This is a genomic window from Arthrobacter sp. 9AX, assembly GCF_902506095.1.
Lineage (GTDB): Bacteria > Actinomycetota > Actinomycetes > Actinomycetales > Micrococcaceae > Arthrobacter.
Map to the genome: position 1 here is coordinate 445,387 of NZ_LR733293.1, position 14,737 is coordinate 460,123.

Here is a 14,737-nt window from a genome sequence, read left to right on the forward strand (position 1 = left end):
TTTCCCGGCGCGCCCCGGCGGCACTGCTGTTGAACCTGCTGCTACTGAGCCACCTTCGCCAGGGTCTCTCGCTCCGCGGCGATGGTGGTGTTGTCGCCGTGGCCGGTGCGGACCACTGTTTCGCCCGGGAGGGTGAGCAGCCGTTCGCGGATAGAGGTGAGGATGGTGGGGTAGTCGCTGTAGGACCGCCCGGTGGCGCCGGGGCCCCCGTTGAACAGGGTGTCCCCGGTGAAGACCGTTCCTTCGCTTTCCAGGTAGAAGCAGGTGGAACCGGGGGAGTGGCCTGGGGTGTGGATGGCCCGCAGGGCAGCCCCACCCACCTCGAAGACGTCGCCGTCGTGCAGATCCCGGTCCGGTTTGGCGTCCGGGTAGACCTGTTCCCAGAGGACCAGGTCTTCCGGGTTGAGGTAGATCGGTGCGCCCACGGCGTCAGCGACCTCACGGGCGGCGCCGATGTGGTCGTTGTGCGCATGGGTCTGCAGGATTGCCAGGACCTTCCGGCCCCGGACCTGGTTGATGATCGCCGCAGCGTCGTGCGGGGAATCGATGATCACGCACTCGGTGTCGTCGCCCACGATCCAAACATTGTTGTCCACGTCCCAGGTGCCGCCGTCGAGCGAAAACGTGCCCGAGGTGACGAGGTTTTCGATGGTGAGCGCCATTAGAGCTCCACCACCGAACGCAGGACCTTGCCTTCATGCATCTTCCCGAAGGCTTCCTCCACCTGGTCGATGGTGATGCGCTCCGTGACGAAGGCGTCCAGGTCCAGGTTCCCCTGCTTGTAGTGCGAGACGAGCATGGGGAAGTCCCGGGAGGGCAGGCAGTCGCCGTACCAGGAGGACTTCAGCGATCCGCCGCGGCCAAAGACATCCAGCAGCGGCAGTTCCAGCGTCATCTCCGGCGTGGGGACGCCCACCAGGACCACGCGGCCGGCGAGGTCGCGGGCGTAGAACGCCTGCTTGTAGGTTTCGGGACGGCCGACGGCGTCAATCACCACGTCCGCTCCGTTGCCTCCCGTGAGGGCGCGGATAGCCTCGATGGGGTCTTCTTTGCTGGAATCGATGCCGTGCGTGGCGCCCAGCGACCTGGCCATTTCGACCTTGTTCGCGTCGATGTCCACCGCGATGATGGTGGTGGCCCCGGCGAGCTTGGCGCCGGCGATCGCTGCGATGCCCACGCCGCCGCAACCGATGACTGCCACGGACTCGCCGAGCTTGACCTCACCGGTGTTAATGGCGGCGCCGATGCCGGCCATCACGCCGCAGCCCAGCAGCCCGACGGCGGCAGCATCAGCCCCGGGGTCAACCTTGGTGCACTGGCCCGCCGCGACGAGGGTCTTCTCCGCGAAGGCGCCGATGCCCAGTGCGGGGGAGAGTTCGGTGCCGTCCTCCAGGGTCATCTTCTGGGTGGCGTTGGCGGTGTTGAAACAGTACTGCGGCTGCCCCTTGGCGCAGGCGCGGCACTGCCCGCACACGGCGCGCCAGTTCAGGATGACGCGGTCCCCGGGGGCTACCTCCGTCACGCCCTCACCCACCGCAGATACCACGCCGGTTGCTTCATGACCGAGCAGGTACGGGAAGTCATCGCCAATACCGCCCTGTTTGTAATGCAGGTCCGTGTGGCACACCCCGCAGGTGAGGATATCCACCAAAGCCTCGCCTGGGCCCGGGTCCGGAACCAGGATGGTCTCCAACGACACCGGAGCATTTTTTTCCTTGGCGATGACTGCCTTGACTTTGTGAACCATGATTCCTGTGTTCCTTTCGTTGGCCGGACGAGGATCCCGACCCGACTAACAATTCTAGGAGCCGCGGCCCGTCGGGGCGGCTACCCAAAAGGGTGGGCAGGCAACCCCAAAGGATGGTCCGGGCAGGCACCCGATCCTCCCGCCCTGCCAGATTCTATTGCGTAATGCACAACACAACTCACATAGCGCGTACTCGTGAATATGTCAGCCGTCACGCGGGGTGTCAAGAGAACCTCCTGTGCTGCGTCCGCCGAGCACGCGGAATTCCGCTGAATTCGCAGTTCTTGGCGCAACGCGGGTTCTTCTGGTGCAACCCCCTGCCCATTGTTTCACTATGCCGCGCCATGGGCCGGCGGATCCCATGTTGCCCCAGAGCTGCAAAATGGGCGTATGGAAAGGACCATTGACCGTGGCCCAGATCACGCTTAGGCTATTGCAACAGCGTTGCGCTGAATGCAACCCCAACAATTTTGGTGGAGACATGAGTAACGAAACTTCCTCGGTGCCGGACAGTCAGTCGCTGGCTGCGGAGTCCGGCGCAGGCCCTTTCGCTGACAACGCCGTCAGTAAGGAAACGCGCCGCCGCGTTATCGCGGCCAGCTTCATTGGAAACTTTGTCGAATGGTTCGACTACGCCGTGTACGGCTACCTGGCTGTCACCATCGCGGCAGTCTTTTTCCCCGACTCCGATCCGCAGGCCGGGCTCCTCCTGACGTTCGCCCTGTTTGCGATCTCGTTCCTGGTACGCCCGCTTGGCGGCTTTGTGTGGGGGCATATCGGAGACCGGGTGGGCCGGCGAACCGCCCTCTCGCTGTCCATCCTGATCATGTCCGGGGCCACGTTCTGCATTGCCCTGATCCCGGGATACGACGCGATCGGGCTCTGGGCACCCGTCCTGCTCCTGGTCATCAGGGTGGTCCAGGGCTTCTCCGCCTCCGGCGAATATGCGGGCGCATCCGCGTTCCTGGTGGAGTACGCCCCCGCCAACCGGCGCGGCCTCTATGCGGCCGTCGTTCCCGCCAGCACGGCGGCAGGACTGCTCCTTGGATCACTGCTCGCCGGCCTGCTGACCACCCTGCTCAGTCCAGAGGCAATGCACAGCTGGGGCTGGCGGCTGCCCTTCCTGCTGGCCGCCCCCATGGGCCTTATCGGCCGCTACATCCGCACAAAACTCGAAGACACCCCGGTGTTCCGGGAACTGGAGGCCGGGGACCACGCTGCCGCGGCGCCCGTCTCCAGCCTCTTCAAGAACCACTGGCGGCAGCTGCTCCAGGCCGTCGGGGCAGTGCTGCTCAACGCCGTCGGCTTCTACGTGATCCTCAGCTACATGCCCACGTACCTGTCCTCCGAACTGGGGCTGGGCGCCACCGAATCGTTCCTGGCCACCACCGTGGCACTGGTGACGTACATCGGCTTCATCTTCCTGACCGGGATGCTCTCGGACCGGTACGGCCGCAAGAAGGTCCTGCTCGCAGCATCCATCAGCTTCATCCTGCTGACCGTGCCGGCGTTCGCCCTGCTCGGAACAGGCAACTTCCTGGTGGTGGTCCTGGTCCAGATCCTGCTGGGGGCCATGCTCACCCTCAACGACGGCACGCTCCCCAGTTTCCTGGCGGAGATGTTCCCCACCCGGGTCCGCTACAGCGGCTTCGCCGTCAGCTTCAACCTCTCCAATGCCCTGTTCGGCGGCACCGCCCCCTTTATGGCAACCCTCCTGATCGCCGCCACGGCCAATGACCTGGCGCCGGCCTGGTACCTCGTGGCCGCTTCCCTGGTTTCCCTGGTGGCTGTGGCCCTGTCCAGGGAAACCTGCCGGGAACCGCTGCGCCACGAATAGCTTCCCCCAGACCAACCCCACCCAAGAAACGCACCCAACAGAAAGGCATCCCTGCGATGACCATCACCACCGAGAACGCAACGTCCGTCACCGAACTCGAGCGCACCAAAATCCTGAAGAACGGCGAAAAGGTCAGCCTCACTTTCTCGGACGCCGAGTTTGAACGCCGGGTCGCGGGACTCCGCCGCATCATGGCAGAGAAGGAACTGGACGCCGTCGTCCTCACCAGCTACCACTCGATCAAGTACTACTCCGACTTCCTCTACACCACCTTCGGCCGCTCCTACGGCATGGTGGTCACCCAGGACGACACCGTGACCGTCACTGCCAACATCGACGCCGGCATGCCGTGGCGCCGCAGTTTCGGCGACAACATCGTCTACACCGACTGGCGCCGGGACAACTACATCTTCGCCATCCAGGAGGTGCTCCGCACCCGCGGCATCAACGTCCGCCGGCTCGGCGTCGAAGACGATTCCCTGCCGCTGGACAACCGCAACAAGATCCAGGCAGCGTTCCCGTCCGCCACCCTGGTGGACGTCGCACAGGCCGCCATGCGCCAGCGGATGATCAAGTCAGCCGAGGAAATTGACGTCATCAAGCACGGCGCCCGCATCGGCGACCTCGGCGGCGAGGCCATCCGCAACGCCATCACGGCCGGGATCACCGAATACGAAGTGGCACTGATCGGCACCGAGGCCATGGTCCACGAAATCGCCCGGACGTTCCCCGACTCCGAGATCCGTGATACCTGGGTGTGGTTCCAGTCCGGCATCAACACCGACGGCGCACACAACTGGGCCACCACCCGCAAGATCCAGGAACACGACATCCTGTCCCTGAACTGCTTCCCCATGACGTCCGGCTACTACACGGCATTGGAGCGCACCCTGTTCTACGGCGAACCGGACGCCCGCTCCCTGGAGCTGTGGAACATCAACGTGGAGGTCCACAAGCGAGGCCTGGAACTGATCAAGCCGGGGGCCGTCTGCAAGGACATCGCCGCTGAGCTGAACGGGATCTACGTGAGCCACGGCCTGCTGGCCAACCGGACCTTCGGTTACGGGCACTCCTTCGGCGTCCTCAGCCACTACTACGGCCGCGAAGCCGGGCTGGAACTGCGCGAGGACATCGACACCGTGCTGGAGCCGGGCATGGTGGTTTCCATGGAGCCAATGATCACCGTCCTCGACGGCCAGCCGGGCGCGGGCGGCTACCGCGAACACGACATTCTGGTGGTGGGCGAAGACGGCGCGGAAAACATTACCAAGTTCCCGTTCGGCCCCGAGTACAACATCATCGGAGCCTAAGAGCCCTCAACCCCGTCCCGCCCGGAAGCGGCGCCAGCCCTCAACTGGCGCCGCTTCCGGCCTCGCTTAGGGAATGATGGTTTACATCATGAGCTCAACAGAATCCGAGACCACGGGCAACGGCGACACCAAGGGCGCCTCCGTCATCGTCAACGCCATCGCGGTTCTCCGGACCTTCACGGCGGATGAGCCGCTCCTCGGGGTTACCGAGATCGCCAACCGTGTAGGCCTGCACAAAAGCACCGTCTCCAGGATCCTGGCCACCTTTGAACAGGAGCACTTGGTGGAGCGGGACGCCGAAACCCGCCGGTTCCGGCTGGGACTCGGGCTGATAGCCGTGGCAGGCCCCCTGCTGGCAGAGCTGGAGGAACGCCGCGTGGCCTACCCCGTGCTGCGTGAACTGTCCGAACAGACTGGCGAAACCAGCGCCCTGATGGTGTGGAGCGGTGACGAGTCAATCTGCGTTGAACAAATCGCCAGCCGGCACCAGATCAAGCACACCACCCCGCTGGGCGCCCGCTACAACGATGCCCTCAGCGCTTCGGTGCAGGTGTTCCTTGCCCAGGAACCCGAGCCCCGTGTCCGTTCCCTCCTCAGCAGCGGCGCCATCACCCACCCCGGCCTGGATGAGCCCGGCCTGGACGCCTACCTGGTCCGGCTGAAAGACGACGCCCGCCGAGGCTGGGCCATCAACTACGGCGAAACCTCCATCGACGAGGTGGGGCTTGCGGCACCTGTCCATGACCACCGCGGCGAAGTGGTGGCAGCAGTCCTGATCCCGGCGCCGCGGTTCCGGGTTTCACAGGACCGCCTGCAGGCGCTCGGCGAAGCCTGCGCTGCCGCTGCCGCCAAAGTCACGGCCCGGCTCGGCGGAAGGGTCCGCGGGCCCGCCACGTAGACTTGCATGATGCGGTTGGTAGCGAGCGATATAGACGGAACGATCCTTGGGCACGATGGAAAAATCAGTGACCGCACCGTCCGCGCCTTCCACGCCTGCCGTGACGCCGGCGTCGAACTCGTTTTCGTCACCGGCCGGCCACCCCGCTGGCTGCACCCCCTGGAGGAACAGCTGGGCCATACCGGCACCGTCATCTGTTCCAACGGCGCGGTGGTCTGGGACCTCGAAACCGGGCAGCTGGTGTCCGCCCGCACCCTGGCCATCAACACCGTCCTGGAGGTCCGGCGCATCATCAAGGATCTCCGCCCGGCCGCCCTGTTCGCCGCGGAGACGCTGACCGGCTTCCACCTGGAACCCGGCTTCATCGAAAACGAATCCAGCGAACTGCTCAGCGAATTCACCCCGGCGCCGCTCGCCGAGACCCTCGCCACAGATGATTCAGTGGTGAAGTTCCTGGCTATTGTCCGGGAGGGCACCCCGGACGACTTTCTCGCGGAGGTGCGGCCCGCCGTCGGGCATCTCGCCGCCGTGACGCACTCCTCGCCGGGCGTGGCGATGCTGGAACTGTGCCTGCCCGGCGTCAACAAGGCGGTGACGCTGGCCGAATATGCGTCCTCGCTGGGCATCGACGCCGCCGATGTGGTGGCCTTCGGCGACATGCCGAACGATATCGAGATGCTCCGCTGGGCCGGCCACGGCTATGCGATGGCCAGCGGCCACCCCGAGGCGATCATTGCCGCGGGTCAGCAGGCACCGCATTTTGACGACGACGGCGTGGCCCAGGTCCTGGAGGCACGGCTGGCGTCGCTGGGTGTCCAACTTCCCTGAGCTTGTTTCACAGCGCGCGCTCACCTTGCGTTCACCTTTGTTCCCTAGCGTGGAGGCAGGGGGCGACACCTCCCCTTTATGGCTCAAGGGGTAACGATGGCACGAAACGTAAAACACGGCGCTGTTGATGCGCCGCTGCGCAGGGCAACGCCTGCTCCGCACTGGAAGCAACTGCGGCAGGGCGACCGCGTCCGGGTGGTCCTCACGCCCGGGTTTGAAACCGGCGGCACGGTGGACGCGATCACCGGGGACCACTCTGCGGTATGGGTGAACCTCGACGGCGGCCGCGGGCGTACGCTGCTGCACTGCAGCGACGGCGTGGAGATTATTCCGGAAGCGGACTGACTGCCGCTTACGTTCTTGTTTGCCTGTGGCTCGGGTACGCTCGCAGGGTGAGCCTGCCGTTCTTCACCCACTCCGGGGATGCCCGGTTGCAGCCGCCGGTGGCCATGGCCCACCGCGGATTTTCGCGGGAAGGGCTGGAGAACTCCATGGCCGCGTTCCGCGCCGCCGTCGAACTCGGCTACCAGTACCTGGAAACTGACGTTCACACCACCGCGGACGGCGTGGTGCTCGTTTTCCACGACCGGACCCTGGACCGGGTGACTGACGGCGCCGGCCGGATCGCGGACCTGACGGCAGGGGACGTCGCCCGGGCGCAGATCGGCGGCCGTGAGCCGGTCCCCACCTTTGACGACCTGGTGACCGGGCTGCCCGGCGTCCGGCTCAACGTGGATGTCAAGGACTGGAAGTCCGTCCGCAGCCTCGCCGCCGCCATCGAACGCCACCAGGCACACCACCGGGTGCTGGTGACCAGCTTCTCGGACCGACGCCGGCGGGCGGTGCTGAAGCTGCTGAGCAGTCCGGTGGCGTCGTCGGCCGGCGTTGTCCCGGTGGCCTTGTTCACGGTGCTGGGGCGCGTGTTGCCCGGACCTCTCTTCCGCTGGACCATGCGCCGGGTCCTGCACGACGTGCAGGCCCTTCAGGTCCCCGCACGCAGGGGCGGGATCGAAGTGGTCACACCCGGGTTTGTCCGGCGCGCCCACGCTATGGGACTGGTGGTCCACGTCTGGACCATCAACGAGCCGGCGGAGATGCGCCGCCTGCTGGACCTCGGCGTGGACGGCCTCGTCACCGACCGCGCGGACCTGCTCCGGGACGTGCTGCGGGACCGGGGCGAGTGGCCTTCCGGGCCACCCGCCTGACCGTTCCTGGCCAGCCTGTTCTGGTCCGCCTGGTCCCGTTGGCCCGGTCCCGTTAGCCTGTTTCCGTTTAGCCTGTTTTCGCTAGCCGCGGCCGGTGCTGGTGGAGGGGTCCTGGTCGCCTTCGGTGGGATCGGCCCGCAGTTCATCAGGGTCGCTGTCCGGAAGTCCGCCGGGACCCGGAACGTCCCGCGGCGCGCCGGTGGTGCTGCCGGAAGTTGTTGCCGCGCTCCCGGCCGGCCCGCCGTCGTCGTTCGACCGGCCTGAGTTGTCCGCGTCCCCGCCAAGGGGAGATTCCGACACCGGTCCCGGCGCCGCGCCGGCCTTCAGCCCGGGAGCCTTCTGCTTCTCGGCTTCCATGGCATTGGACCCCTCACTGAGGGAGGAGTGGACTTCGACGTCGCTGTTGGGGTCCGAAGGTTCAGGAACATCCAGTTTCTCCGTGGGGTCGCTTGTCCCCGCGAGGTCCTCCATGGCGTTCTCTGCTGCCTTGCCGATGCTGTCGCCGATACCCATGTGACTGCTCCTTTTCGACGTTGCGTTCCGGATGCCCCCAGTGGACGACCGGAACATTACCCTCCCAGAATTATCAGCATGCTTACAATTAGTCCAGAGCCGTGGCAGCAGGCCACGGCCAGGCAGGAAGGATACGCACTGTGAGCAGCTATCATCCGGAAAACGACCCCGCCAACCCTGACCGGCCGGGCAAGGACCAGCCCGGCAGGGACTCGGCCGGTTCAGCCAATCCCGATCCCGCTGAAGGCAACATCACAGGGCTGGAGCCCGGAGGGGGAGTGCCTCCCGGTGAGACTCCGCCTGCGGAGGACCAGATGAGCGGGGACCAGGGCCACGACGAATAAGCCCCCCGGTCAGCCGGCGCCGGTCCCTCGGCTCAGCGCGCCTGGTTGGGCGGTGAAACGTGGGTTCCCTGTTCCGGGCCGACGAGCTGGCGCTTCAGGCCGTCCATATCCAGGTCAGTGTTCCAGCTGGCCCAGTCCTGGGGCCGGACGGATGGCCGGCCAAGGAGGTAGCCCTGGCCGGCGCTGATGCCCAGCTCGGTGAGGACCCTCAGTTCGCCAACCGTTTCAATGCCCTCCGCGATCAGTGTGGTGCCGATCTGCTCCGCGAAGTCCACCAGGCAGCTGGCAAGGGCGCGCTGGATGCCGTCGTTGTCCACATCGGCGATGACGTTGCGGCCCACCTTCAGGAAGTCCGGGCGCAGGTGCACCATCCGGCTCAGCGCGCCGGCACCGGAGTGGGTGTCGTCCACGGCGATGCGCAGGCCGCGGTCCCGCAGCGGGTTGATGGCGGCAATGAACTGCGGGTATTCCTCGTCGCTCACTGATTCCGTCAGTTCGAGCACCACCCGGTTGATGGGAAGGTCGATGTGCTCGAACAGTTCCGGCAGCCGCGGGTCCAGGCATGACGTGGGCGAAATGTTCAGCGTAACGTACAGGTTTTCAGGCAGGTCACGGGCCGCGGCGGCGGCGGATCCCAGCGCGGAGAACTCCAGGTTGGCGCCCAGGCCCACGGCGGCCGCTTCCGCGAACCACAGTTCCGCGGCCGCGCCGTCGTCGCTGACAAAGCGTGACAACGCCTCAACGCCCACCACGTTCTCGTCGGACAGCCCGTAAATGGGCTGGAAGGCCGTCATCAGCATTTGGCTCTCAAGCAGCGCGCTGATGCGCGACATGCTGCGGATGGCGTCGATCCGTTCCGCGAGCTGCGGCGGGATGGCGCTGGGCTCCAGGCGCAGTTTCCTGGCACTGTCCAGCGTTTCAACGGTATTGGCATCGCTGCGTCGGGTCTCCAGGAGATACTCCAGCAAAGCCCGCTCGGGCACGCCGGGATTCTCATCGAGGCTCTTGCTGAGGCGTTGCCGGACGGCCGCCCCGGACGGATCCGGGTCCGCCAAAACAGCGGCGATGATTCCCCATGCCTGTACACGAACCGACATTAGCTACGCCCCCAGTTGACGAAGTAATGACCCTGTGGCCCTTTGATGTTCAATTTCCAACCGCTTCTTAAAGTCCAATGCTGCTGGTGAAGCCGCAAATATCACGGCGACGGAAAACAGACCCAGCACGATGATCGTATATCGGGGTGGGCAAAAGTGCAGTAGTTTTCGCCTTACTGGTTGGCGTTTTCCGGCTGGGCTCCCAACAGCCCGGGAACCTGCTCCGGCGGAACCGGCCTGCTGAAGTAGTAGCCCTGGGCGCTCAGGCAGCCCAGGCCCTGGAGGATAGCGGCCTGTTCAGCGGTCTCCACGCCCTCCCACACGGCCTCCAGGCCGCACGCCCGGATGAGCTGGAGGACGGCCGCCACCAGCGCCGGCTGGCTGGGATCGGTGCCCAGCCCGTTGATCAGCGAGCGGTCCACCTTCACCCGGTCCACCGGCAGCCGGCGGAGATAGCTGATGGACGAATAGCCGGTGCCGAAATCGTCGATCTCGATTCCGACGCCCAGGCCGCGCAGCCCGCCCAGTGAATAACGGTCCAGTTCGTTGCCCTTGACGATGGCCACTTCCGTCAGTTCCAGCACCACCTGTTCCGGCCTTACGCCGGTTTCCTTGAGGACGTTGCGCACATCCTCGATGAACTGCAGGCTTTGGAGGTCCGTGGCGGAGATATTGATGCGCACGGAGAACCGGGAGTCCACGAACTGCCCGTCGATCCATTTCCGCAGCTGGTGGACTGCCGTGCGCAGCACCCACAGCCCCAGTTCAGAGATCAGCCCGGCTTCTTCGGCCAGCGGAATGAATTCGTCGGGCATGATAATTCCCCGTGCGGGGTGGTTCCAGCGGACCAGCGCCTCCACGCCTTCTATCCGACCGGAACCGAGCTCCACCACGGGCTGGTAATGCAGTGTCAGTCCGTCGGTCTTGATGGCGGCGCGGAGGTCCTCCACCAGCTGGCTGCGGAGCCTGCGGACCAGCAAAAGGCCGGGTTCGAACCGGTGCAGCCGGTTCTGCCCTTCCGCCTTGGAGGCATACATGGCGACGTCGGCCTCCATCAGCATGTCCTCGGGAGTCTGGCCCGTGCCGCCCACGCTGAGCCCGACGCTGGCACCGCAGCGTACGCTCCGGCCCGGCAGCTCAATCGGTTCGTTCAGCGAGGCCAGGATGCGGTGCCCCACCACGGCGGCGTGGTCCGCCGAGACGGCCGGCATGACGATCGCGAACTCGTCGCCGCCCAGGCGGGCCACGACGTCGGAACTGCGAACTGCCTCGCGGATCCGTTCACCCACGGTGATGAGCACCTTGTCACCGGCGGTGTGGCCCAGGCTGTCGTTGATGGATTTGAAGGCGTCGAGGTCCATCAGCAGGATGACCGGGCCCTCGTCCGCATCGTCGTCCTCGAGGGCGGACCGCAGGGCCTCGATGAGGGCGGAACGGTTGGCAAGGCCGGTCAGGGGATCCTGCATGGCCATCTTCTGCATTTCCAGGTGTGCTTCGTGGAGAAGCTGGGTGCGCACCTGAACCCGCTGTTCGAGCTCCTCATAGATGATCTGCAGGTCCTCGGCGAGCAGGTTGGTGCCCATGATGATGGCATCCAGCTCATCGCGGGCTTCCGATACTTCTATCCGCGAGCTGAGGTCCCCCGAGGCCAGCCGGACAATGCCTTCGAGCAGTTGGGAAAGCCGGGGGTCGTTGTCGGCAAACATCGATTCCTACCTCCCGTGCTCAGTTGGCCCGGCTGCGGTCGGCGTCCAGCGGAAGGCTCACCGTGACGGTGGTGCCGGCCCCCAGCGTGGAGGCCACGTCGATGCGGCCGCCGTGGCGGGCCACAATGTCCTTGGTGATGGCCAGCCCCAGCCCGGTTCCGGGAATGGCGCCGGACATGGCATTGGATGCCCGGTAGAAGCGGGTGAAGACGTGGTCGATTTCTTCACTGGAGATGCCGATGCCGTTGTCCGCGACGCTGATGGTTGCCCACCGGGTGCCGTCCGCCGCCGCATGCGACTCGCTGCCAACCTCAATCCGGCCACCGCTGGGGGTGAACTTGATGGCGTTGGACACCAGGTTAGTGAAGACCTGCTGCAGTTGCACCTCATCGGCCAGGATTTCCGGGTCCTCGGGAGCGGGGTCCACCGCGATGGTGACGTTCTGCAGCTGTGCCAGGGGCCGTAGGGCGCCGGCCACCAGGTCCAGCGTGTGGCCGAGGCGCACCGGCGTGAGATGCATCAGGTTGTCCTCGAGGCCGTTGCGGGACACGCTCAGCATGTCCTCGATCAGCATCCGGAGCCGCTCCGTGTTGCGGACCACAATATCCAGCATCTGGTGGACCTCGGGGGAAACCGGCTGTTCGGTGCTCTCCTGGATCATGTCCAGGTACGCCATGATGGACGTCAGCGGGGTCCTCAGCTCGTGGTTGACGGTGGCGAGGAAATCGGTTTTCGCCTTGTCGAGCTGCTGGAGCTGCTTGACCACCTGCTGCTGGCTGCTGATCAGGTGGCTCTGGATCAGACCATGGGCAGCGTTGCCCGCCACATGCTGGATCAGGCCCAGCTCGGCGCGGGACCATTGCCGGGGCTGGTCGAGCAAAACAATCCAGATGATGCCCAGCGACGAACTTCCCTCGCCCATCGGCACTGCCAACAGGGAGGCTGCCGGGCCCATCCGCTCCGCATCCTCCGATGCGCCGGGGCGCCCATCCTCCTCGGTCCCCTCCGAGGAAAGTGTTTCGGCCCCGGCCCACAGCTTGTCTGCCGTCTGCCGCGCCGATTCCTCCTCCGGAAGCAGCAGGTCGGCGAGTGGCTCAAGCCCGGCCCTGGTCCATGTGGCGGTGATCGGGGGAACGCGCTCATCCTCAAAAGTGGTGAGCCGGACGTGGTCCGCCTTGAAGGTCTGCCCGAAACCGGCCACAACGTGGTTGGCGATTTCCTGGGGATCGTTGGTGCCACGCACGGCGGCCGATACCAGCCGGAGCTGTTCACGGAGCGCCTCGGCCTCCTGCCGGGTCGCGTTCCTGCGCGCCACCTGGCTGATGAGGGATGTGGCGCGGTGCACCAGTTCCCTGGGCGGCGGGGGTTTGGCGATGCAGTCGTGGACGCCGGGAGGTTGCATTGCTGCCAGCTCGGCGGGGCTGTCGAGGTCCACCATCACCAGGACGGGCGCCTCTGCTTCAAGGGAGGACAGGGACGCGTCCACCACGATGACCGACGGTTCGGCGGCGCACAGCAGACGGGCGAGGCTGTCCGCGTCGGTTGCGGTGCGGACCTCGTAGCCGGCACTGCGCAGTGCCTGCGCATTTACAGCCAGCCGCCCGTCGTCGGGATCCGCCACATAGGCGGTATGCGGCACAGACGGGTCCCACGGCAAATCAGACGCCACAATGCCCCCCCCCCTTCGATCCCAGTTGACTACATTGTAGGGCGGCGTGCCCCGGATGATCCCGGGAAGCGGCACATCGCACCAGCGTGACGGAGAATGACCGTTGCGTACAGGCGGCGCACCGCAAAGGACTCCCTATGCCGCCGGCATCGCTGCGGCGGCATATATTGGTTGCGTGTCCTCCCCAGCAAAATCGGTGCGCTCCACGTGGCGGAAGTACCTGATGATCCCCAAGCTTGCCAGGCTGTCGCGTTCTGCGCCCAAGGACAGGCCCCTGGCGTGGGACAAGTACTGGGCCGGCATCACGGCCACGGGCGCAGGCGGCGAGGTTTTGTGGGATTCGGGCCGGGACCACGAGTTCCTGGGTTACCGGGACGTGCTGCTGCGCCACCTGGATCACGATCTTCCCGTGGTCGACGCGGGTTGCGGGCATGGCAGTTTCACCCGGGCGTTGGCTGGTATTTTCCGTGAGGTGGTTGGCGTGGACGTGTCGGCCCATGCGGTAAGCCGGGCACGCGCCGAGCTGGAAACGGCGGACGGTCCGGCAGGCCGCGTCCGCTTCGAGGTCCGGGACATGACGGCGCCGGACGCCGCCCTGGGCCTGGCGGATGAGCGCGGCGCCAACGTGTTCATCCGCGGTGTGCTCCATGTGCTCAGTCCTGCAGACCAGGCAGCTCTGGTGGAGAACCTCCGGGTGTTGGCCGGCAGCCGCGGCACGGTCTTCCTGGCCGAGACCAACTTCCAGGGCAACCCCGTGGACTACGTTTCACATCTGGGCGCCACCACCAAGGGCATCCCGGGTCCCCTCGAACGGGCCATCCGCGAACTGCCCATGCCGGGCCATTTTGGTCCTGCCGAGCGCTCTGCCGTCCTTCCGGAGGAGACCTGGGAACTGCTGGAGGACGGTGCGGTGGCCATCGAGACGAATCCGATGACCGACGTGGCCGAACAAAGCCTGGTGCCCGGTTACTACGCTGTCCTGCGGCCCCGGCCCTAGCACCGGATACCGCCGCGGAGGTACACTCTGCATCCGACCCGTCCCCCTTGACAGAGAGACCGATCGGGAGGCTAATTTGTAAGTAAACTTACTAATTAGCTGCAGGGGAAAGGATGGCCATCATGGCACAGGATAAAGGCAGTAAAACCCGCGAAGCCGACGCGGGCCGGGACGATGAAGACCTGGGCGCAGGACCCGATGGCGGGAAGGTGCGGACCGGGCCGGAATCGTCGAAATCCCTCCAGTATTCACAGGAGGTCACGTCAACGGAGGACGAACCGGAGCGCGAGGGCCGCAGTCTGGTCACCACGCACCATGAAGTCATCCGGCGGTGGGCGGAAGAACGCAGCGGCGTTCCGGCCACGGTGGAAGGCACCGAGCACGGTGACCACCTTGGTGTCCTCCGCATCGACTTCGGCGGGGAAAACGACAAGCTTCGCCACATCAGCTGGGACGAATGGTTTGAAACCTTCGACTCCCGCCAGCTGAACTTCATCTACCAGGAACAGCGCAGCGACGGCCAACAATCGAATTTCTTCCGGCTGGAAAATCCCGGCCGGGAAGACGCCTAAGCCGCATCCGTCCT

At 65.6% G+C, this 14,737-nt stretch carries 15 protein-coding genes; 9 read left to right on the top strand and 6 right to left on the bottom strand.

Translation table 11 applies throughout. The features are described from left to right. Window positions 1–41 precede the first annotated feature (41 nt). The gene (locus BACI348_RS02025; RefSeq protein WP_159823719.1) at window positions 42–662 is read right to left on the bottom strand and encodes an MBL fold metallo-hydrolase; all 621 of its coding nucleotides are present in this window, start codon (window positions 660–662) and stop codon (window positions 42–44) included. Next, window positions 662–1,747, bottom strand: a complete 1,086-nt coding sequence (locus BACI348_RS02030; protein WP_159823720.1) for an S-(hydroxymethyl)mycothiol dehydrogenase — start codon at window positions 1,745–1,747, stop codon at window positions 662–664. The genes BACI348_RS02025 and BACI348_RS02030 overlap by 1 nt, the downstream gene beginning before the upstream one ends. Window positions 1,748–2,228: 481 nt before the next feature. Between BACI348_RS02030 and BACI348_RS02035 the strand changes: the two genes are divergently transcribed. The 6 genes from BACI348_RS02035 to BACI348_RS02060 all read left to right on the top strand — a co-directional run bounded on the left by BACI348_RS02035 (window position 2,229) and on the right by BACI348_RS02060 (window position 7,825). Next, window positions 2,229–3,584, top strand: coding sequence for an MFS transporter (locus tag BACI348_RS02035; protein WP_159823721.1), 1,356 nt, complete (start codon window positions 2,229–2,231; stop codon window positions 3,582–3,584). A 56-nt stretch (window positions 3,585–3,640) separates the two neighbouring features. Next, a complete protein-coding gene (locus tag BACI348_RS02040; protein ID WP_159823722.1) occupies window positions 3,641–4,894 on the top strand; it encodes an aminopeptidase P family protein in 1,254 nt (417 codons plus the stop codon). A gap of 88 nt (window positions 4,895–4,982) precedes the next feature. After that, a complete protein-coding gene (locus tag BACI348_RS02045; protein WP_159823723.1) occupies window positions 4,983–5,792 on the top strand; it encodes an IclR family transcriptional regulator in 810 nt (269 codons plus the stop codon). Window positions 5,793–5,801: 9 nt separating this feature from the next. Continuing rightward, window positions 5,802–6,620, top strand: a complete 819-nt coding sequence (locus BACI348_RS02050; RefSeq protein WP_201298476.1) for an HAD family hydrolase — start codon at window positions 5,802–5,804, stop codon at window positions 6,618–6,620. A gap of 96 nt (window positions 6,621–6,716) precedes the next feature. Further along, on the top strand, window positions 6,717–6,965 hold the full coding sequence (locus BACI348_RS02055) for a hypothetical protein (RefSeq protein WP_159823725.1): 249 nt from the start codon (window positions 6,717–6,719) through the stop codon (window positions 6,963–6,965). A 47-nt stretch (window positions 6,966–7,012) separates the two neighbouring features. Further along, entirely contained in the window at window positions 7,013–7,825 is an 813-nt protein-coding gene (locus BACI348_RS02060; RefSeq protein ID WP_236557360.1) for a glycerophosphodiester phosphodiesterase family protein, read from the top strand. Between the two features lie 81 nt (window positions 7,826–7,906). Here the strand turns inward: BACI348_RS02060 and BACI348_RS02065 are convergent, their stop codons facing one another. Beyond that, window positions 7,907–8,338, bottom strand: a complete 432-nt coding sequence (locus BACI348_RS02065; RefSeq protein WP_159823726.1) for a hypothetical protein — start codon at window positions 8,336–8,338, stop codon at window positions 7,907–7,909. A 140-nt stretch (window positions 8,339–8,478) separates the two neighbouring features. Here BACI348_RS02065 and BACI348_RS02070 point away from each other — a divergent pair, with 140 nt between their 5' ends. Further along, the gene (locus BACI348_RS02070) at window positions 8,479–8,682 is read left to right on the top strand and encodes a DUF6480 family protein (protein WP_159823727.1); all 204 of its coding nucleotides are present in this window, start codon (window positions 8,479–8,481) and stop codon (window positions 8,680–8,682) included. Between the two features lie 32 nt (window positions 8,683–8,714). On the opposite strand, the gene BACI348_RS02075 is transcribed toward BACI348_RS02070, so the two are convergent. The 3 genes from BACI348_RS02075 to BACI348_RS02085 all read right to left on the bottom strand — a co-directional run bounded on the left by BACI348_RS02075 (window position 8,715) and on the right by BACI348_RS02085 (window position 13,154). Then, the gene (locus tag BACI348_RS02075) at window positions 8,715–9,779 is read right to left on the bottom strand and encodes an EAL domain-containing protein (protein WP_159823728.1); all 1,065 of its coding nucleotides are present in this window, start codon (window positions 9,777–9,779) and stop codon (window positions 8,715–8,717) included. Between the two features lie 173 nt (window positions 9,780–9,952). After that, window positions 9,953–11,485: a putative bifunctional diguanylate cyclase/phosphodiesterase gene (locus tag BACI348_RS02080; RefSeq protein ID WP_159823729.1), complete on the bottom strand. Its 1,533-nt coding sequence runs from the start codon at window positions 11,483–11,485 to the stop codon at window positions 9,953–9,955. A gap of 19 nt (window positions 11,486–11,504) precedes the next feature. After that, on the bottom strand, window positions 11,505–13,154 hold the full coding sequence (locus tag BACI348_RS02085) for a sensor histidine kinase (RefSeq protein WP_159823730.1): 1,650 nt from the start codon (window positions 13,152–13,154) through the stop codon (window positions 11,505–11,507). Window positions 13,155–13,377: 223 nt separating this feature from the next. Between BACI348_RS02085 and BACI348_RS02090 the strand changes: the two genes are divergently transcribed. Together BACI348_RS02090 and BACI348_RS02095 are read left to right on the top strand one after the other, a co-directional pair. Continuing rightward, complete coding sequence (locus BACI348_RS02090; RefSeq protein ID WP_159829707.1) at window positions 13,378–14,151, top strand: class I SAM-dependent methyltransferase; 774 nt, start codon at window positions 13,378–13,380, stop codon at window positions 14,149–14,151. Between the two features lie 122 nt (window positions 14,152–14,273). After that, window positions 14,274–14,723 (top strand): hypothetical protein, encoded by a 450-nt coding sequence (locus tag BACI348_RS02095; RefSeq protein WP_201298359.1) that lies wholly within the window; start codon window positions 14,274–14,276, stop codon window positions 14,721–14,723. Window positions 14,724–14,737: the final 14 nt, after the last annotated feature.